15 protein-coding genes and 1 pseudogene are annotated in these 19,527 nt (G+C 67.2%); 4 read left to right on the top strand and 12 right to left on the bottom strand.

Translation table 11 applies throughout. The features are described from left to right. Positions 1-53: 53 nt before the first annotated feature. A complete protein-coding gene (locus ABS64_RS09420; protein WP_288120583.1) occupies positions 54-1,310 on the top strand; it encodes an NAD(P)/FAD-dependent oxidoreductase in 1,257 nt (418 codons plus the stop codon). Then, the gene (locus ABS64_RS09425; protein ID WP_363331278.1) at positions 1,234-1,671 is read left to right on the top strand and encodes a cation transporter; all 438 of its coding nucleotides are present in this window, start codon (positions 1,234-1,236) and stop codon (positions 1,669-1,671) included. Before ABS64_RS09420 ends, ABS64_RS09425 begins: the two co-directional genes overlap by 77 nt. A 27-nt stretch (positions 1,672-1,698) precedes the next feature. Here the strand turns inward: ABS64_RS09425 and ABS64_RS09430 are convergent, their stop codons facing one another. From ABS64_RS09430 to ABS64_RS09450, 5 genes are all read right to left on the bottom strand, one after another. Then, positions 1,699-2,730, bottom strand: coding sequence for a cation diffusion facilitator family transporter (locus ABS64_RS09430; protein WP_036291007.1), 1,032 nt, complete (start codon positions 2,728-2,730; stop codon positions 1,699-1,701). After that, complete coding sequence (locus tag ABS64_RS09435) at positions 2,727-3,092, bottom strand: metalloregulator ArsR/SmtB family transcription factor (RefSeq protein WP_016463888.1); 366 nt, start codon at positions 3,090-3,092, stop codon at positions 2,727-2,729. Before ABS64_RS09435 ends, ABS64_RS09430 begins: the two co-directional genes overlap by 4 nt. Before the next feature lie 73 nt (positions 3,093-3,165). Beyond that, positions 3,166-3,957 carry a MerR family transcriptional regulator gene (locus ABS64_RS09440; RefSeq protein ID WP_292683135.1) on the bottom strand — a complete coding sequence of 264 codons (792 nt, stop codon included), beginning with the start codon at positions 3,955-3,957 and terminating at the stop codon, positions 3,166-3,168. Next, complete coding sequence (locus ABS64_RS09445; RefSeq protein WP_292683138.1) at positions 3,950-4,462, bottom strand: VOC family protein; 513 nt, start codon at positions 4,460-4,462, stop codon at positions 3,950-3,952. Before ABS64_RS09445 ends, ABS64_RS09440 begins: the two co-directional genes overlap by 8 nt. 33 nt (positions 4,463-4,495) lie before the next feature. After that, positions 4,496-5,029 carry a putative immunity protein gene (locus tag ABS64_RS09450; protein WP_292683142.1) on the bottom strand — a complete coding sequence of 178 codons (534 nt, stop codon included), beginning with the start codon at positions 5,027-5,029 and terminating at the stop codon, positions 4,496-4,498. Positions 5,030-5,099: 70 nt separating this feature from the next. Between ABS64_RS09450 and ABS64_RS09455 the strand changes: the two genes are divergently transcribed. Further along, positions 5,100-5,501, top strand: coding sequence for a DoxX family protein (locus ABS64_RS09455; RefSeq protein ID WP_292683145.1), 402 nt, complete (start codon positions 5,100-5,102; stop codon positions 5,499-5,501). Here ABS64_RS09455 and ABS64_RS09460 read toward each other — a convergent pair. Then, positions 5,493-6,074 carry a GNAT family N-acetyltransferase gene (locus tag ABS64_RS09460; RefSeq protein ID WP_292683147.1) on the bottom strand — a complete coding sequence of 194 codons (582 nt, stop codon included), beginning with the start codon at positions 6,072-6,074 and terminating at the stop codon, positions 5,493-5,495. The two genes, ABS64_RS09455 and ABS64_RS09460, sit on opposite strands and share 9 nt — an antisense overlap. A 464-nt stretch (positions 6,075-6,538) precedes the next feature. Here ABS64_RS09460 and ABS64_RS09465 point away from each other — a divergent pair, with 464 nt between their 5' ends. Continuing rightward, positions 6,539-8,044 (top strand): CBS domain-containing protein, encoded by a 1,506-nt coding sequence (locus ABS64_RS09465; RefSeq protein ID WP_292683149.1) that lies wholly within the window; start codon positions 6,539-6,541, stop codon positions 8,042-8,044. Between the two features lie 69 nt (positions 8,045-8,113). On the opposite strand, the gene ABS64_RS09470 is transcribed toward ABS64_RS09465, so the two are convergent. From ABS64_RS09470 to ABS64_RS09495, 6 genes and pseudogenes are all read right to left on the bottom strand, one after another. Further along, complete coding sequence (locus ABS64_RS09470) at positions 8,114-11,227, bottom strand: DEAD/DEAH box helicase family protein (protein ID WP_292683152.1); 3,114 nt, start codon at positions 11,225-11,227, stop codon at positions 8,114-8,116. Then, positions 11,224-12,489: a restriction endonuclease subunit S gene (locus ABS64_RS09475; RefSeq protein WP_292683177.1), complete on the bottom strand. Its 1,266-nt coding sequence runs from the start codon at positions 12,487-12,489 to the stop codon at positions 11,224-11,226. The genes ABS64_RS09470 and ABS64_RS09475 overlap by 4 nt, the downstream gene beginning before the upstream one ends. Continuing rightward, positions 12,489-14,438: a class I SAM-dependent DNA methyltransferase gene (locus ABS64_RS09480; RefSeq protein ID WP_292683155.1), complete on the bottom strand. Its 1,950-nt coding sequence runs from the start codon at positions 14,436-14,438 to the stop codon at positions 12,489-12,491. Before ABS64_RS09480 ends, ABS64_RS09475 begins: the two co-directional genes overlap by 1 nt. A 373-nt stretch (positions 14,439-14,811) precedes the next feature. Further along, on the bottom strand, positions 14,812-16,341 hold the full coding sequence (locus ABS64_RS09485; RefSeq protein WP_292683158.1) for a multicopper oxidase family protein: 1,530 nt from the start codon (positions 16,339-16,341) through the stop codon (positions 14,812-14,814). After that, the gene (locus tag ABS64_RS09490; protein WP_292683161.1) at positions 16,334-18,955 is read right to left on the bottom strand and encodes a heavy metal translocating P-type ATPase; all 2,622 of its coding nucleotides are present in this window, start codon (positions 18,953-18,955) and stop codon (positions 16,334-16,336) included. The genes ABS64_RS09485 and ABS64_RS09490 overlap by 8 nt, the downstream gene beginning before the upstream one ends. Next, positions 18,952-19,527, bottom strand: a pseudogene (locus tag ABS64_RS09495) (phosphoketolase); the annotation flags it as partial. The pseudogene ABS64_RS09495 and the gene ABS64_RS09490, both read right to left, overlap by 4 nt.

Genomic DNA, 19,527 nt, shown 5'->3' on the forward strand with positions numbered 1-19,527 from the left:
CGACGGCGCGGCGGGGACCCCGGACGCGTCCGACGACGAGAGGCGGAGCGGCGATGCATGACGTCGTGGTGATCGGAGCAGGCCTCGCGGGGCTGCGCTGTGCGGTGGTTCTGGCCGAGCGCGGTCTCGAGGTCGTCGTGCTCGAGGCGGCGGACGCGGTCGGCGGACGCCAGCGCACCGACATCGTCGACGGCTTCCGCCTCGATCGGGGCTTCCAGGTGCTCAACCCGGCGTATCCGGCGCTGCGTCGCAGCATCGATCTCGACGCTCTGGCGCTGCGGTCGTTTCCCGTGGGCGTGCAGGTGCGCACCGATCGCGGCCTCGCTGAGCTGCGGCATCCGCTGCGCTCACCGCTGTCGATCCCCCGAACGATCGGCAGCGGGCTGGTGAGCGCTGCGGATGCCGTGGCGTTCGCACGCTGGCTGACGCCGGCGTTCACGCGGCGGCTGTCGGCACGGGCGCGAAGCGATCGCGCGCTGCGCGAGGGGTGGGATGCCGCGGGCCTGCGCGGACCGCTGCGCACCGCCGTGCTCGATCCGTTCCTCGCCGGTGTCGTCGCCGAGGACCGTGAGGGCAGCTCGAACGCGTTCGTACAGGAGTTGGTGCGGTACTTCGCGCTGGGGCGGCCGGGGCTTCCCGCGCAGGGGATCGCGGCGGTGCCGGCGCAACTGGCGGCGCGGGCGCGTGCTGCGGGCGCGGAGATCCGGCTCGGGGCGCGAGCGGAGCGCATCGACAGGGACGGCCCGATCGTCGAGGTCGGCGTCGCCGGTGGCGAGGCCCTCCGCGCCGGGCGGGTCGTGGTGGCCGTCGGCGCGGAGTCGGTGGCGGAGCTGGCGCCGGTGCCGCGACCCGCGACCAACGGGCTGCAGACGTGGTGGTTCGCGGCGACGGCAGCACCCTCGGCATCCGCGCTGCTGCGCGTCGACGGACGCGGCGCCGCCCGCCGCGGGCCGGTCGTGAACACGGCGGTCGTGTCGCACACCGTGCCGTCGTATGCGCCCGTGGCGCGCCATCTCATCGAGGCGACGTGCCTGCTGCCGCGGGGCGGCGCGGCCGCAGGCGAGAACGAGGTGCGCCGGCACCTCGCCGAGCTGTGGGGTGCCGGAGTCACGGACTGGCACTTGCTGCGTCGCGACGACATCCCGGATGCGCTTCCCGCCCAACCGGCACCGCTGCGCGCGCCCCGCCCGCCGCGCGTCACCGACCGGATGTACCTCGCCGGCGACCACCGACATGCGGCGTCGATCCAGGGCGCTCTCGCATCCGGCGAGCGCGCTGCTCGCGCGGTGCTCGTGGACGCGGGCGTGTGATGGGCGAGGCGGAGCCGCTGCGGTCAGTGGGCCTGCCGTCGCGAAGGCATTCGACCCCGTGCCCCCGCCGCCGGGAGCTCTCACGATCACCGCCATCGGAGCCCTCCTAGTCAACCTCACCGCGGCATTCCTGCTCGTGCGTCACCGCCACCACCGCGGCAGCCTCACGAAGGCGGCATGGCTCTCCGCCCGCAACGACGCCCTCGCCAATCTGGCGATCATCGCCGTCGGCATCCTCACGTTCTGGTTCGCCACCGGCTGGCTCGACATCATCGTGGGCGCTGGCATCGGCCTCCTCAACGCCGATGCCGCCCGAGCTGTCTGGATGGCCGCCCGCGCCGAAACCGACCCCACGCTCTGACGGGCACGAGCACCGTGCGCCCGCAGGTCATCGTGCAGCGGCCGATGAGCTTCGAACGCTGATCAGGAACTCGTCGACGTGGGGCAGGTGCGCGCGGATGCTTGCCTCGGCGAGGCCGCCGATCTCGGTGCGCTCCGGGTCGGCGGTGACGATTGCGTCGCCTTCGAGGCGATGACCGACCCACCGTAGCCGGATGCGCTCCACGCTATCGATGCCGTCGACGTGGGCGAGAGCGTGCTCGGCGCGTTCGAGAAGCTCTGGTTCGATCGCGTCCATGAGTCGGCGTCCAATCGAGCCGATCGTGCCGAGCAGCAGGACGAAGATCGCGATGGAGATGATGATGCCGACGATCGGGTCAGCGAGGGGAAAGCCGAGCAGCACTCCGGCACCGCCGATGACCACGGCGAGAGAGGTGAAGCCATCGGTACGCGCGTGGACGCCGTCCGCGACCAGAGCTGCCGACCCGATTCGTCTCCCGATGCGGATCCGGTAGATCGCGACAAGCTCGTTGCCGGCGAAGCCGATCACACCGGCGACGACCACCCACCAGACGTTCTGCAACGGTTGCGGGTGCAGGAGCCGGTCGATCGACTGCCACGCCGCAACAACCGCAGACAGGGCAACGACCACGACGATGAAGAGGCCGGCGAGATCTTCCGCGCGACCGAACCCGTACGTGTACCGGCGGTTCGCGGCACGCCGACCGAGGATGAACGCGACCCACAGCGGGATCGCGGTGAGAGCATCCGAGAAGTTGTGCACGGTGTCGGCCAACAAGGCCACCGAGCCGCTGAACAGGAACACGACGGCCTGCAGAATCGTCGTCACCAACAGGATCACGAGGCTGATCACTAACGCGCGCACACCCTCGTGACTAGCCTCCATCGCATCATCGATCGAGTCGGCCGCGTCGTGGGTATGCGGCACGAACAAGCCGCGCAAGAAGCCCTTCAGCCCCGAGGGGTGATCGTGGTCATGGAGATGCACGCCACCGTCACTATGCAAGGCGTGGTCGTGGTCATGGTCATGGTGCGAGGAGTGCACGTGCGACGGCGTCATCGGGCTTCGTCCTCGGCGTGATGGTGACGGGGGGTCCCGCCAAGCGAGTGCTCGGCTTGGAAGATCGCGTCGGCGACGAGCTGAGACGCGTGCTCATTCTCGAGTCGGTAGAACACACGCTGCCCCTCCTGGCGGGTCCCGACGATCCGGGCGAGCCGCAGCTTCGCGAGATGCTGAGACACCGCAGCGGGCGACTTGTCGACGATGTCGGCGATGTGATTCACCGAGAGTTCCCCGGCCGCGTCCAGCGCGAGAATGATTCGTACCCGCGTGGCGTCGGCAAGCATTCCGAAGACCTCGACCGCAAGCTCCACATACGGGCTCTCGACCGAAAATCCGCATTGCTGCTTATCTGCACTCATACGCAGATACGTTACTTCATCGCGGGAGGCCACTCGCACCCTTCGGTGACGCCGGATGCCGCAGGCACGTCCCTCACTCCCACGTGGCGGTATCGGGGTCGATGCCCGCGGCGCGCGCGCTCTCATCGATCGCCCGGATCAGCCAACGGGCCAGGCCCGGGCGCACCGCGTCGTAGTGCGCCATGAACCGCGGGTCGGCGACGTACATCCGCCCGAGGCACACCTGCATCTGGTGCGTGACCGGGAAGAACTGCGAGAGCAGGGTGCGGTGTCGCTCGACGAGGCCGTTCGCCACGGCATCCCCGGGTGTCGCTCCGCCGTCGACGGCGGCGCCCATCTCGAGCTCGAACGCGGTCATCGCCTCGGTCACCGCCGCCCAGTCGCCGGCCGAGCGCGACGCCGCACGCTCCGCGTACTGCTGCCACTGCGCCGATTGTCCGTAGGCCTCGCGCGCCTGCGCGGGCCACTCGGTATTCCAGTCGGGGCCGAAGATGTCGCGCTGCTCGTCGTCGGAGAGCAGGATGCCGCGCTCCTGCGCCTCGATCATGCGCGCGAGGTCCTCGTCGAGGTCGTTGAGCTGGGCGATCCGCTGCGCGAGCTGGGCGCGCTGCACCCGCAACTGGTCGGCGACATCGCCCCCCGGCTCATCGAGAATGGCCCGGATCGCGTCGAGGTCGAGCCCGAGCTCGCGGTACACGACGATGCGCCGGAGGCGTTCGAGGTCGGCATCCGTGTAGAGCCGGTAGCCGGCCCGCGTTCTCGCGGCGGGGCTCGCGAGGCCGATCTCGTCCCAGTGGTGGAGCGTCCGCACGGTCAGGCCCAGGCGCGCAGCCGTCTCGCCCACCGGCAGTCCGTCGTCAGACATGGGACTCATTGTCGTCGGTGCCGATGCCGACCGCGCGGAGGGTGCGGCCCTCGACGCTATCGGGGTCGAACACCTTGCCCGCCGTGAAGACCACGCGGGTGTTCTCGGGGGTGATGACCTCGATGTCGCGGGTGTTCCACATCGTGTCGCGCGGGTGGGCGTCGACGCCGAGGGCGCGCAGGGCCTCGGCGATCGGATCGATCTGGTCGAGCACGCAGGCGAAGCTCACGCTCGCAGCCGGGGCGGTGTCGTCCGGTGTGCCGGCGACGAGCAGGACGTCCTGGAACGCCCACCGGCGCAGGTGCGTCATCTGCCCCGGGATGCCGAACAGCTCGAAGAAGCCGAGGCCGCGGGTCCAGAAGTCGAGGGATGCCGCGAGATCGGCCGTCGGGATCGTCACGAACATGGGCATGCCGTAGATGCCGCGAAACAGGGGCGGGGCGACGGCGTCGGGTCCCGGGGCGGGGACGGGGCTGATGTCGAAAGCGTGGGGAAGGTCGGTCATGAGACCACGATCGAGCCTGACGTCGCGTGAGGGTCAAGCCCGGGATGCGATCCGATTCTGCAATGTGCGGATGGTCGATCCCAGGATGCCGCGGGCCAGCAATCCGCCGGCGACGAACGGACCCGCGGCATCCTCGCCGACCGGTGGAAGCTGACGGAGGGCGGCGCGGACCGCCGGTGTCATGCGCTGCAGTTGCCACTCGATCTCGGCATCCGCCTCGTCGGGCCGGTCGATGCCGACGGCTTTCACGGCGTAGGCGGCGGCGCCCAGGGCGTGCGCACCCATGTGCGCGACGCCCGACGCCTGCGCCGCCGACCGGGCCGCCGCGATCGCGGCGGGCGAGGTGACCGAGGCGGCGGCGCGGCCCGCAACGAACCGGCGGCGGATCTCGCCCGCCGAGTCGAGCTCGCCGCGGGCGTACGCGCGGGCTCTCGCGATGGCGTCACGCGGGCGATCGTCGTCGGGAGCCTCGCTCTCGAAGAGAGGGAGCACCCGTTCGGCGCAGTCGGCCGCCCACGCCGCGACGAGGCGCCGGTCGGGCTCGCTCAGGGATTGCGGGGAGAGCATCTGCCCATGCTGTCACCGGAGTTGTTCGCGCGGCGGCCCCGGGCGGCGGCGCGCCGGGGAGAATGGCGGGATGACACGTCGCGCGAAGAAGCCCGCCGCCACCGTTCCCTGGATCGTGATGGTGCCGTTCGCGGTGTCGGGCGTCATCCATCTCGTGCGACCCGGCGTGTTCACACCGATCATCCCGCGGGCGCTGCGGCGGTGGGATCGGCCGCTGGTGATCGCATCGGGCATTGCGGAGCTGGCGTGCGCGGCGGGGCTGGTGGTGCCATCAACGCGAGCTGCCGCCGGGCGAGCGAGTGCGGTGGTGCTGGCCGCGGTCTGGCCCGCGAACATGCAGATGAGCATCGACCTCGGCCGCCGGGCCGCGCGCCGCCGCTCCCCGAAGGCGTGGGCGGCGTTCGCCGTGTCGCTGGTGCGGCTGCCGCTTCAGGTCACGTTGATCCGACGGGCGCTGCGCGCCTCACGCTGAGCCGCGAGTGAGGGTGACCCACTCCTCGTCGCGGACGTAGCCGAGCGTGGCGTTGGCCCGCAGGATCGCAGCGTTGTCCGCCGATCCGCCGGTGCGGAACCGGGTGACCGCTTCCGAGCTGAGCGCAAGGATCGAGGCGGCTTTGACCGCGGTTGCAACGCCCCGCCGGCGCCAGTCGGGGTGAACGACCGTGAAGTCGGTCTCCGCTGTCGCCCCGTGCACGTCGACAAACGTCATCGCCACGAGTTCTCCGTCCGCAAGGAACGCGCCGAATGCACGCCTCGAATCGGATGCGGCCGCGCTGTGTGGTGTGAGGGGGTCGTGTCGGGTCGCCACGCCGCCGGGGTAGTCGCCGCTCGTCGCGGCATCGAGCGTGAGGATGTCATCGACGTCGTCGGCGCGGAGCTCACGGATAGCTGGCCCTGCGCGAGTAACGAGTCGGGCAAGGCCCTCAGAATCGATGCGGTCCACGTCGAGCTGGGCTCCGAAGGACCGCGCGCTGACGTGCCAGCCGGCCCGCTCGAGCTCTTCCTGCTGCAAGTCATTGGCCAGCAACACGATCGTTTCCCCCACGGATTGATCGCCGCACAACGTGATGGGATGCCTCGGCGCGGGCGACGATGCGCTCCGGTGACAGGCGCGTTCCCAATGCCCGTACTTCCGGCATATCGACAACGCCGCCCGCGTCATTCTCGTCCGCAGCTCAGCCACCCGCCCCGGGAGCATTCTGGTCCGGCGGCCGCATCGCTGACGTGATCGTCTCCGGGATCCTCATGATCGCCGGCATCCTCGGCTTCGCGGCGCTCGCGTTGACATCGCTCTTCCTCGTGATGATGTCGGACGGGGGCTCATGTCCGCCGGCTGGCAGATCGGCGCCGCTGTGCCTCCCCCGTCGGGTTCGTCATCGTGAACGCGAGCCTCGGGCACTGACATGCGTCGGGGTGCCTGGGGTGGCTACATCGCTATCGCACCTCCCGCAATGTGTGGCCCTCGATCGACGGTTGCGGCCTGCGAGCTTAGTCGCCCACAATGGCGGGATGCGGGCATGGATGGTACGCGGTGGACGCAAGGGGCAGCGCGAACAAGCTGCTTTGAGCGCGGGGCGGGCTTTGATCGGTTGGTCCGAAGTCGGCGACCTGACGAATCTCTCTCGCGAACAGATTAGAGAAGCTCTGACCGCGGTGCACCCCAGCGCCTCGAACTACCTCATCGGCAACTGGACGGGACAGTTGGACAGGTTCGTCAATGAGATGCAGGTGGGAGACATCGTCGTCATGCCGTTGAAGTCCGATGGCGCACTGGCAATCGGAACTGTGCGGTCGGATTACGGATTCGACGAACACGAGCACGGCGAGCACTTTAGGTCGGTCGCATGGCAGCGTTCGGACGTCGATCGAGCGACCTTGAGACATGACCTGCGCGCATCGCTAGGCTCACTTCTCACGGTGTGCGAGCTGGCTCGGTTCGGGGCAGTCGAGCGTCTGATGAAAGTCCGCGATGGAAGGGCCGACCCTGGACCGTCTCGCGACGGTGGGCCGCTGCCGGCAAGCATCGAGGAGCTCCCCTCGGACAAACCAACACCCATGACCGTTCGCGAGCTCCTCGATCTTGCAGGTGTGGACCGCCGGACGGCCCAGACAGTGGCTCAGATCGATGAGCTGCTGCACAAGACGGGGCTGACCTCTGTGCCCGCAGTCACCGAGGCCGACATGGATGAGCAGATCGTCGTCACGCCCATCGCGCGCCGCGGTCAGCACGACCAGCTCGACGCTGGCACGTTCCTCACAGACGAAAATGAGGCTGAGCCCGCCGTCGGCTACCGCGTGCTTCAGATTCCATCCGCTCGACGCGCACCTGTGTCCGTTTCGCGAGACGATCTCATCGCGGATGCACGCACGGCGATGCTCGAGGGCAACTACTCGCAACTCGCAGTTGTCGAGGCGGGCGGGCTCGTCGGCGTTATTACGTGGGAATCGATCGCCATCGCCCACATGCATGGCAAGCCGACAACGGTCGGCGATGCCATGACCACGTCTCCACCGACGGTGGCGCCTTATGCGAATGTGCTGGATGTCGTGGCTCAGATCGAGTCGAGCGGCTACGTTTTCGTACGCGGCGAAGCCAACGAAATCGGTGGGATCGTGACCATCGCGGATCTCACCGCCGAGTTCGGGCGTGATCGGCGACCTCTCGTAATGATTGAGGAAATCGAAATGCGGATGCGCCGCGCGGTAAGGCTACGGCTGACCGACGCAGACGTGGAGCGCTCACCAGCCAACTGCAAGACGATCGGGCGATTGACCCTCGGTGCGTATCCGTATCTTTTCGATGATGACCTGAACTGGGAGAAGCTCGGCTGGGTCGGAATCACTCGGGAGCGACTGCGCTCACTCGTGACACTCATAGCGGACGTCCGCAATAGCCTGATGCACTTCTCCCCTGACCCCCTCCCCGACGACACTTTCGCCAAACTCGAGGGGACGCTCAGGCTCTTGCGCGCCGTCGACTCTGCGCGCTCCCGCCGTTCTGAAAGCCCTAGTTAGCTCGCGCACCAGCCCGAACGATTCCCGTCCGGGCGCGGCCCGTGCGGGTTTGAGCCCGGACCATCGTGCTCACTCGCGTGCCGTCCCTTGAGTCTTGAGGTACTCGTACAGCATCGCCGGGAGCGCCTTCCCTAGCTCCGCGAAGAGCCCGCTGTCGTTGAACAGGTCGTCGATAAACGCTGGGGTCTCGTCACGCACCCCGAGGAGGGCCTTTTGGAACGCCTTCGGTAGCGCCGGGGATTCGGCGAACTGCTGCGGCGAGTTCACCGCGGCCTGGTTCGCGAGATCGAGGTCCAACGCGAGCTTGCCGACGATGTGGTTCATCTGCAGGTCGATGACGCCGAGTCCGTATTTGTCGCCGAGGCGTTCGTTGAGCTTCTGGATGATCTCTTCAAGCGCGCTGCGATGCTTCTCGTGGATCGCGCCCGATCCGATCGCGGTGATCGGATCCAGCCCCGGACCCTGCTCGAGGTTCAGCTTCACGGACTCGCCCGCACTGATCTTGTAGCCGACGAGGGTGACATCCGAGATGTCGACGGGTTCGAGAATCGTCGCGGTGGACAACTGCGGAAGGATGCGGCGGAAGAAGTAGTGCCGGCGGGGCAGGTCGGTGTCTTCGAGGTTGCGGGCCTGGGAGATGAAGTCGTAGAACTTCACGAAGTTGGCCACATCGGCCTTGAACAAGCGCAACTCATCCTGCTCGACCTTGTCGTCATCCAGCACCGCGGCGACCCACCGCTTCTGGAACCGGTCCACCGCCGGCGCGGTCGCCGCCGACACCTTCGAGTTCGCATTCACCCCACCAACGAGGGCGGCGTCGAACGCCTGCTCGACCTCCGACATGTCGTAGATCCCCGCCGAGTCGAGCTTGACCACGAGGTCGTAGATCAGGTTCGGGTCGGTCGTCGCGGTGAGCGTCGCTTTCCGGTAGTAGGGCAGGAACGCGTCCAGCACCTCCTGCGGGTCGTTGACGAAGTCGAGGACGAACGTCTTGTCTTTGCCCGGATACGTCCGGTTCAGCCGGGACAGAGTCTGTACGGCCTGGACGCCGCCGAGCTTCTTGTCGACGTACATTGCAACGAGTCGCGGCTGGTCGAACCCGGTCTGGAACTTCTCCGCCACGATCATCACGTTGAACGTCGCAGGCTTGAATGCCTCCGCGAGATCCGACGGCACCCCCGGATTCTGGGTGCGCTCCGTCAGCCCCTCACCGACGTCCTCCGGGTCCTCGACCGTGCCTGAAAACGCGACCAGGGATCGCACACCCTGCACTCCGGCATCTGCGATGTAGGCGTCGAGGTACTTCTTCCACCGCACGGCCTCCACCCGCGAGCCTGTGACCACCATCGCCTTCGCCTTGCCGTCCAACAGCGGCTGCACGAAGGTGCGGAAGTGGTCGACGACGATCTTCGCCTTCTGGCTGATGTTCGTCGGATGCAACCGCACGTACTGCACCAGCGCCTTTACCGCCGTCGACTCGTCGACCTCACCGGCACCGTCGTACTCCGAATCGGGATGCTGCAGCTTCCACGCCACCTTGTACGGCGTGTAGTTCTGCAGCACGTCGAGGATAAAGCCCTCCTCGATCGCCTGCTGCATCGAGTACAGGTCGAAGGGCTCCGGCGTCGCATCCGGGCCCGCACCCTCCGGGACTCGTCCGAACAGCTCGAGGGTCTTCGCCTTCGGAGTCGCGGTGAACGCGAAGTAGGAGATGTTGGGCGCAGCTGCGGTGACCTCCATCGCCCACTGCAGGTACGCCTCCGAGTTGATCGGGGCGCCTTCTGCGACGGCGGCCCGCTCGTCCGGGGAGAGCACCTTGGTCAGCGCGCCGGCGGTCGATCCGGTCTGAGACGAGTGCGCCTCGTCTGCGATCACCGCGAATCGACGCCCCTGCAACTCCGGCAGGGTCTGGATCGCGGCGATGAGTGCCTCGAACGACTGAATCGTCACGATCACGATGTTCTTGCCACCGGTCAACGCTGCGGCGAGCTGCTTCGACTTCGACTCGCCCGCATCCTTCGTGATCGACTGCACCACCCCGGCCTGCTTCTCGAACTGGCCGATCGCGTCCTGAAGCTGCTTGTCCAGCACCGTCCGGTCGGTGACCACCACGACCGTGTCGAACACCCGCGCGTTCTGGTCGTCGTGGAGCTGGGAGAGACGGTGCGCGAGCCACGAGATGGAGTTCGTCTTTCCGGACCCTGCCGAGTGCTGCACCAGGTACCGGTTGCCCGCGCCCTCCACCCGAGCCGCCTCCACCAGCCGGGTCACGGCGCGCCACTGGTGGTACCGAGGGAACAAAATCTTCTCTATCTTCGTCTTCTTGCCCGTGTCGGGGTCGACGTCGACCTCGACCTGCAGGTGCACGAATGATCCCAGCAGCTGCAACCACGTGTCGCGCTGCAGGATCTCCTCCCAGAAGTACGAGGATGCGGAACCATCCGGGTTCGGCGGATTCCCCGCACCCTCATCCGCGCCTTTGTTGAAGGGCAGGAACCGGGTGGCGGCGCCGGCGAGCTTCGTCGTCATCCGCATCTCGGAGTTCGACACGACGAAATGCACCAGCGACCGCTTCGCGAACCCGAACAACGGCTCACCCGCCGGCGACCGGTCGAACCGGTACTGGTCCACCGCGTTGCCGATCGCCTGCGTGAAGTCCGTCTTCAACTCGATGGTCGCGACCGGGATGCCGTTGACGAACAGCACCAGATCCAACGCCTTGTTCGGGTGCTTCGCCGAGTAATGCACCTGACGCATCACCCGCACCCGCATCTTCGCGTAGGTGTCGAGCGTTTCGGGGTTGTTGGTCGTCGCCGGCCGGAACTGCGCCAGACGGAACTTCACCGCACCACCGTGCAGCGGCACGATCGAGAAGCCCTCATGCAGAATCCGGATCGTCCCCCCGTTCTTCAACGGGTCCAGATCCAGCGACTTCGCGAGCCGATTCAGGATGCTGTCGCCCGCCGCTTTTCGCTGGGCGTCGGTGTCTTCGCGGCGGACGACCTTCGCGAACTCGGTCGGCTGCGAATCCTCGAGCCAGCCGAGCACGTCCTCGGGAAACAGCGCGAGCTCACGGTCGTAGCCGGCGTCGGTCGGCGAATAGAGCCAGCCGTTCGCGGCGAGATGCTCGGCGATCTCGTTCTCCAGCACCGACTCCAGATGCGCCCCCGCAATACCGCTCATGCCGCCACCCCCACATCGATCTTGCCCGTCACCGCCGCCGAGATGAGTGCGGCACGACGCTCGCGCGCGAGTTCGACACTTCGTTGCGCCACCGCGACGGCGGCATCAATCCGGGAACATGCTTCCTCGATATGTTTCACGATCTCGCGTTGCTCCCAGAGAGGCGGAGCCGGCATCTCGATCCGCCCAAGTTTGTCGCCGGACACGTTCGGGATCGTCGCGAATGCACTGAGCGCTTCGTAATGCCCGAGTCGCCTGACGTGCTGGAGCCAGTAATTCAGGAATCGTCCGTCATGGCCCGGTCGAGACCGCAAGCGGATCACATGATTCTGGAACACCCACCCCGGCAGATCTTGGGTGAGGTAGTCGGATCTGCCGTACCCTCCGCCGCCTTCGACGAATACGACGTCCCCGGACCGGAGCGAGAGGGCGCGACGGTCTGCGGCGGTCGCTTTCATCTCCTTCACGTCGCTCAGGTCGAGCCCATCGGGTTGGATGTTCGCGGCCCGCACGTACGGGACCGGGTCGCCCTCAGACTTCGATTCGTTGAGCATCTTGCCCACCACGACTGAATACGCACTCTTGATCGGCTGCACGCTCCAAGCGGCTGGTACCGGACCGATCCAATCGGGACTCTCCACAGAGAGCTCGACCCGTTCGTCTAGCCCCCGCGTTACGGCGGCTCCGATAACGGACGCGCGGCGTTCGGTGAGGAGGGTGATGAGTTCCTCGTTCTTCGCGATGAACGCGTCGATCTGCGTCGTCTCCCGGTCCAGATAGTCCGCAATCGCCCGCTGCTCCGCCGGCGGGGGGACAAGGAGGGGTGTAACCGCGAACTGTGCGGGGTCGAGATCCCATTGGTTCGGCCGAATTCCGGAGGAGATGGCGGCCATGTGGTCCGCGTACTCCTTGCTGCGGAGCAGGTAGTGAGCGAATCGCGGCTCGAAAGTCCCAGTTGCCTTGTAGACGAAGTATGCGGGGCTGACGATGCCGTCGTGGTTTGAGATCCCCAGAGACCCCTGCCAGGCCTTCATCTTGTTGACGACGAGGTCTCCCACCGAAACCCGCTGGTACTTCGACAGGTCTTCCGAGGGCTTGTTGAAGTTGTCTTCGCGACTGGATTTCGGGATGACTCCGTAGTCGCGGTAGACCGAAAGAAGCTCTTCCGATCCATCGCCCAGCGTCTTTCCCCGCCGAAATTCGCTCCACAGCGGACGGATCTGCCACCCAGTGGGGACGCCATCCGACCAAGGCCCCTGCATCACTGTTCGACCTCGACAAGCATCGAGCGGAGTTGGTCCATGACGGCGTCGAGGTCGCGGTCGATTTCTTCGAGGGGGCGGGGTGGGATGTACTGGTAGAAGTGGCGGGTGAAGGGGATCTCCGCGCCTTCCTTGGTCTTGGAGTGGTCAACCCACGCGTCAGGCGCGTATGGGAGGACTTCGCGGGCGACGTAGGCATCGACATCGTCGTCCCATGGGACGTTCTCGGTGTCGCGGAGTGACGCGTCCGGCTCCGGGTTGCCCTTCGCGTCGGTGCAGGTATCGGCGGTGTCGTCCTGCTCGCCGAGCTCTGTCGTCACGGTCTTGAGGAGCGGCGCGGGGAGGGTGAGGCGTTCGGCTTTCGCGGCATCCTTCAGCGCCTTCTGGAACGCGGTGCGGTTCTTCCAGACCGTGTCGGTGCCAAGCCGGTCGAGGGCGGCGCGCAAAGCTGCGGCATCCGTCTCGTTCAGCTTCTGGATGGCCTTGGCCTCGAAGACGGCGTCGATGCGTTCGGGCGTCGCGTGCCAGTTGAGTTTCAGCGGGCGTTCGACGGTGATGGTGCGGTACAGGAAGTCCTCGTTGCGGAAGATCTTCGAGTGCTCACCGTCCTCCAACCCTGCGTACAAGCCGACGATGTTCTCGATGTTCTTCGCGGAGAGTTCGTTGCGCTTGGAGCCGAGGCCCTTGCGGAGCTTGGTGAACATCTCGCGCCCGTCGATGAGCTGCACCCGCCCCGTGCGGTTCTGGTCTTTGCGGTTGGTGAGGACCCAGACGTATGTCGAGATGCCGGTGTTGTAGAACATGTCCTTCGGCAGTCCGATGATCGCCTCGACGAGGTCGTTGTCGAGCAGCCACTTGCGGATGTTCGACTCGCCTCCGCCGGCGCCGCCGGAGAACAGCGGTGATCCGTTGAGGACGATCGCCATGCGGGAGCCGCCGTCTTCGGGTTTGCGCATCTTCGACACCAGGTGCAGGAGGAACAGCATGGCGCCGTCGCTGACCGCGGGCGTGCCGGGGCCGAAGCGGCCGTTGAAGCCGAGCTTGGTGTGTTCGTCGTCGACGTAGGTGCGCTGGTCTTTCCAGTCGACCCCGAACGGTGGGTTGGACAGGCCGTAGTCGAACTTCTTGTCGTCGAAGGCGTCTTCGGTGAGGGTATCGCCGAGGGCGATGTTGTCGACGTCCTGGCCCTTGATGACCATGTCGGCCTTGCAGATCGCGTACGAGGCGTCGTTGTAGTCCTGGCCGTACAGGCTGAGCTGGATACTCGGGTTCAGGGTGTGCAGGTACTCGTCGGCGACCGAGAGCATGCCGCCGGTGCCGGCGGTCGGGTCGTAGATGGAGCGCACCACGCCGGCCTTCGACAGGGCGTCGTCATCGAGCGCGAACAGCAGCTCGACCATGAGCTTGATGACCTCGCGCGGGGTGTAATGGTCGCCGGCGGTCTCGTTCGACTTCTCGTTCGCGAACCGGATCAGCTCCTCGAACACCAGACCCATCTGGATGTTGGAGACGGTGCGGGGGTGGAAGTCGGCCTGCGCGAACTTCTCTGTCACCGCGAACAGCTTGTTCTTCTCCGCAAGCTTGTTCAGCGTCTTGTCGAACTCGAACCGCTCGAAGATGTCCCGCACGTTCGAGGAGAACCCGGCCAGGTAGGACGACAGGTTCTCGCGAAGGTCGGCAGGGTCGGCGACGAGCTTGCCGAAGTCGAACGGGGAGGTGTTGTAGAACTGGTGCCCCGACGCCTCGGTGAGCTTGATCGTCTGCAGCATCTCGGGGAGCGACTCGATTCCCTTCGCCGCTTCGAGCACGGCGGGCTTCGTGTCCGCCAGCACGGCGTCGAGGCGGCGGAGCACCGTGAACGGCAGGACCACCGATCCGTACTCGGAGGGCTTGAACGGGCCGCGAAGGGACTCGGCGATGTTCCAGATGAAGGCGACGTGATTCACCACGGATGGGCACTCCTGCTGTAGAACGAGCGAACAGGTGGCAGCGACGCCACCAACACTCCCATCCTGGCCCATCTCGCGAGAAGCACTGCGGCTTGGTCACCGGGGATGGCCTTGTCGCAGGTACGGGAGGAAGGTGCGCCCGCCGCGAAAGCCGTCGATTACTACTGTAGGTTCCCGGTCAAGGTGGCGGAGAACTCGGGGATTCCACGCTAATTGGCAGCAGTTTCGTCAGCAGGATTCCGCGCGAAATGGCAGATCCCTACAAATGGCAGATCCCTACATAAGAGTAGGAAGTCCACTTAGCCTTGACGTCCGCCGCCGCCGTCCGATCGCCCGCGCGATCATCCTCCCGTGCTGGGGGTGAACGCGCGGTTCATGACTGGTATCCGAGCACCGTGGTCATGCCGGTCTCGGCGTGGTAGATGTTGTGGCAGTGCGCGACCCACTGGCCGGGGTTGTCGGCGTCGAAGTCGACTGTCAGGGTCTGGCCCGGGAGGATGATGGAGGTGTCCTTCCGGGGGCCGCCGTTCGCGTGCTGGTAGGTGTGGCCGTGCAGGTGGAACGGATGCCACATCTCGGTGTCATTGCGGATCCGCAACTGCACCCGCTCCCCCATACTGACCGCGTGCGCGTCCCGCAACGGGTCGTTCATGTCGAACCGGCGCCCATTGATCCCCCAGTCGTACGCCTCCATCCCCCCGGTCAGCGCGAGGTGCACGACCCGGTCGGGGGACGCCTGGTGCAGGGTGACGGAGGCGGTCGCACTCAGTCCGGCAGCGGTGCCGACCCTGCCGGTGCCGAGCTCGGCGACGGCGACGTCGCTGGCCGGCGCCGTGCCAGCGGCGGTGCGAACGAGCGCGAACGCGCGATCCTGCTTGCCTTCCGCGTCGGCGACGACAGGGAACACCCCATCGTCCAGGGTGACCTGCAGGTCGTAGCGTTCGCCCATCCCGATCAGGACACTGTCGACCTCGACAGGATCCACCGGGAACCCGTCGGTGTGGGTGATCGTCAGGGTGTGGCCGCCGATCGCGAACCGGAACGCGGTGTCGCTGCCGGCGTTGATGACACGGATCCGCACCCGGGCACCAGGAGTGCCGGTGAATTGGGCGGGGTCGGCTTTGGGTTTGCCGTTGATGAGGTAGTGCGGGTAGTAGACGTCGCCGGCGTCGCCGCCGAGCAGGTCGGAGGTGGCGCCCATCAGCAGGTTCCCCATCCGCATGAACATGTCGCCCATCCCGCCCATCCCGCCCATGCCCTTCGAGAGGTCGGTGAGGACCTGGTCCGGGGTGGCGGTGACGCCGTCGAGCCAGTCGTCGAGGATCAGCACCCATTCGTCGTCCCACGTCACCTTCTCGTCCGGGTCGTCGATGATGAGCGCACCGTAGAGGCCGTGGTCCAGTTGCGGGCCGACGTGGGGGTGGAACCAGTAGGTGCCCGGATGCGGGGTGACGAACTCGTATGCGAACTGTCCGCCCGGGGCGATGGGGGCTTGGGTGACCGGAGGGACCCCATCCATGTCGTTGCGGAGGGCGAGTCCGTGCCAGTGCACGGAGGTGTCCGCGTCGAGCTGGTTGCGGACGGTCGCTTTCAGCGTGTCGCCTGCGGTGAGCCGGATTACCGGGGCGGGGATACCTCCGAACGCCCAGGTGGCGGCGGCGGTACCGGCCAGGTCGAGCGTGGTGGGGGCGGCGGTGAGGTCGACGGTGGTGACTCGGCCGGTGCCGCCGCGGTTCTTCTCCGTGCCGGACACCGCTGCGCCGGTGGGTGTCACCCATTGCGGCGCGGGGGTGCAGGAGGCGAGCACGGCTGCCGCGACGGCGCCCAGTCCGAGTCCGAGCACACCTCGTCGGGTCAGCAGCATCGGGGAGGACGGTGTGGGAGAGAGCGGACGGTCAGGCATGTTCGGGCTCCTTCTGCATGGTCGTCGCAGCGGGCGCCTGGGCGGGCAGGCGGAGCCGCTTGAGGAGGAGGGCGTTGACGGCGACGATCACGGAGGAACCGGACATCGACAGGGCGGCGATCTCCGGGGACAGCATGATCCCGAACGCCGGGTAGAACACGCCGGCGGCGATGGGGAGGGCGGCGGCGTTGTATCCGATGGCCCAGCCCAGGTTCTGCCGCATCTTTCGCAGTGTGCCCTTGCCGATCTTGAGTGCGATCGCAACATCGAGCGGGTCCGAGCGCATCAGGACCACGTCGGCGGTCTCGATGGCGACGTCGGTGCCGGCGCCGATCGCGATGCCGAGGTCGGCCTGGGCGAGGGCGGGGGCGTCGTTGACGCCGTCGCCGACCATCGCGACCTTCTTGCCCGTCTTCTGCAGCTCGGCGACCTTCGCGGACTTGTCCTCGGGGAGCACATCCGCGATCACGGTGTCGATGCCGAGGAGAGCGGCGATCCGGTCGGCGGTGGGCTTGTTGTCCCCGGTGAGCATTGCGACCTCGACGCCCTGCTCGTGGAGAGCGTCGATCGCGGTCTTTGCGGTGTCCCGGGGTGCGTCGGCGAGACCGATGATCCCGGCGACTTGCCCGTCCACGGCGAACAGGATCGCGGTGCGGCCGGACCCAGCCAGGTCCTGCTGAGCGGCCTGCACCCCGCTGATGTCGATCCCCTCTCCGGTGAGAAGGCGCGGGTTGCCGAGGACGACCTGTCGACCGTCGACGGTGGCGATCGCGCCCTGCCCGGTGACGTTTCGGAACGCGGTCGCGGTGCGACGGGGGATGTCGCGGGTGTCGGCGTAATTCACGATCGCTTTCGCCAGAGGATGCTCGGATTCCCGCTCCAACGCGACCGCGAGGGAGAGGGTCTCGAGCTCGTCGCTGCCGACGGGGATGTAGTCGGTGACCTCCGGCTCCCCCTTGGTGAGGGTGCCGGTCTTGTCGAACACGACCGTGTCGATGTGGGCGGCGGTTTCGATCCCGGAGGCGTTCTTGAACAACACGCCCCGTTTCGCGCCGAGCCCGGTGCCGACCATGATCGCCGTCGGCGTCGCCAATCCGAGGGCGTCGGGGCAGGTGATGACGACGACGGTGATGGCGAACAGGATCGCCATCGGGATTGCAGCGCCGGCGAGCAGCCACACCAGGAAGGTGAGGGTGCCGCCGATCAGGGCGACCAGGACGAGCCAGAACGCTGCCCGGTCGGCGAGGCGCTGTCCGGGGGCTTTGGAGTTCTGCGCCTCTTGCACGAGCTTCACGATCTGGGCCAACGCCGTGTCCGACCCGACTTTGGTGGCTGTGACGCGGAGGGTGCCGACGGTGTTCACGGTCGCTCCGATCACCTCCGACCCGGGCGCTTTGTCCACCGGCATGGATTCGCCGGTAACCATCGACTCGTCCACCTCGGACTCTCCGGATTCCACGACACCGTCGGTGGGGATCTTCGCCCCCGGCCGCACCAGCATCAGATCCCCCGGGACGACCTCGCTGGTGGGGATCTCGACTTCCTGCCCGTCACGGATCACGACCGCCTGCGAGGGTGCGAGCTCCAGGAGGGTGCGGATGGCGTCGTTCGCGCCGCCGCGGGCGCGCATCTCCACCCAATGCCCCAGCAGCACGAAGGTGGCAAGCACCGTGGCGGCTTCGTAGAACACTTCACCGCCGCCGGTGAGGGTGACCGCGAGGGAGTACAGCCAGCCGGCGCCGACTCCGACCGCGACGAGCACCATCATGTCGAGGGTCTTCGCGCGCAGCGCCCGGTAGGCGCCGTCGAAGAAGATCCACGCGGAGTAGAAGATCACCGGCAGCGACAGGATCAGCATGAACACGTCATCGCGCAGCCCGAACGGGGCCGGCACCTCGAATCCGATCACCTCCCGCCCGATCGGAGACCATAGGGTGATCGGGATCGACAGGATCAGCGCGACCAGGAACCGGTTGCGCATGTCGCGGATCATCGCGTCCATCGACATCCCGCCGTGGTGCCCACCGTGGCCCATCATCTCCTGCGCACTGTGACCCGACGCTGCACCATGATCGTGCCCACCCGCGGCCGCGGTGTGACCGGCGTGCTCGACGTGGTGACCGGCTTGCTCACCGTCATCCGCCGTCGCCGACGGGGCGTGCGTGTGGTCGTGGCCAGCGGCGTGATCGTGGACGGGGTCGTCGTGATAGCCCGCAGGACCCTTATGGCCCGCGTGGCTGGCGTGACCCGTGGCATCCGTGTGGCCCTCGTGCGCGTCGTGACTCGCGTGCGGTTCTTGTGCGCCCTCAGCTGCGAGGCCGTGGTGGGCGCTGTGGTCGTGCGCACCCTCGTCGTGCGGGTCGTGCGCGGGGTCGCAGATATGGTCGGGGACGGACTGGCCGGCGCAGTGATACCCGCAGTCGATGACCCACTGCTGCAGGTGCGCGACCGAGGTGGTCTCGGGGTCGTAGGTGACGGTCGCGGTCTGCGAGACCGGGTTCGCGTCCACGGCGATCACCCCGGGTTGTCGGCTCAGGTGGGCTTCGGTGACGTTCTTGGAGGTCGCGCGGATCATGCCGCTGACCTGCAGGGTCACGGTTCTGGTGTCACTCATTTCGGTTCCTTCCGGATGGTGGGGTCGGTGGTGTCGGGGTGGGGCCAGTGCCAGTCGGCGACGGCGGGGATGTCGGTGCCGTGCTCACGGGTGTGGGCGCGGGCATGCAGGCGGGCGTCCTGCAGCTCCTGCCGGAGCCCGGCGTGGCGGGCGGCAGGTTCTGGTGTCCGGCGCGGTTGTAGGTGAGTCGGTGGATCAGCCACGGGTAGCCGTGGTAGGCGAAGATCACCGGCTTGTCGGGGGTGAAGATCGCATCGAACTCCCGGTCCGGGAGCCCATGTGGATGCTGGTCTTCGGACTGCAGCCGGGTCAGATCGACCACGTTCACCACCCGCACTCTCAGATCGGGGATGTGCTCGCGCAGCAGCGCCGCGGCGGCGAGGGTCTCGAGGGTGGGGACGTCGCCGGCGGCGGCGAGCACCACATCCGGCTCCGTGCCCTCGGTTTCCGTGCCCGCCCACGGCAGGATGCCCAGCCCGCGGGTGCAGTGCTCGATCGCCTCGTCCATCGTCAGCCACTGCGGGGCGGGCTGCTTCCCGGCGACGACGACGTTGATGTACCCGGCCGAGCGC

The organism is Microbacterium sp. SCN 69-37, from assembly GCF_001724435.1.
Lineage (GTDB): Bacteria > Actinomycetota > Actinomycetes > Actinomycetales > Microbacteriaceae > Microbacterium > Microbacterium laevaniformans.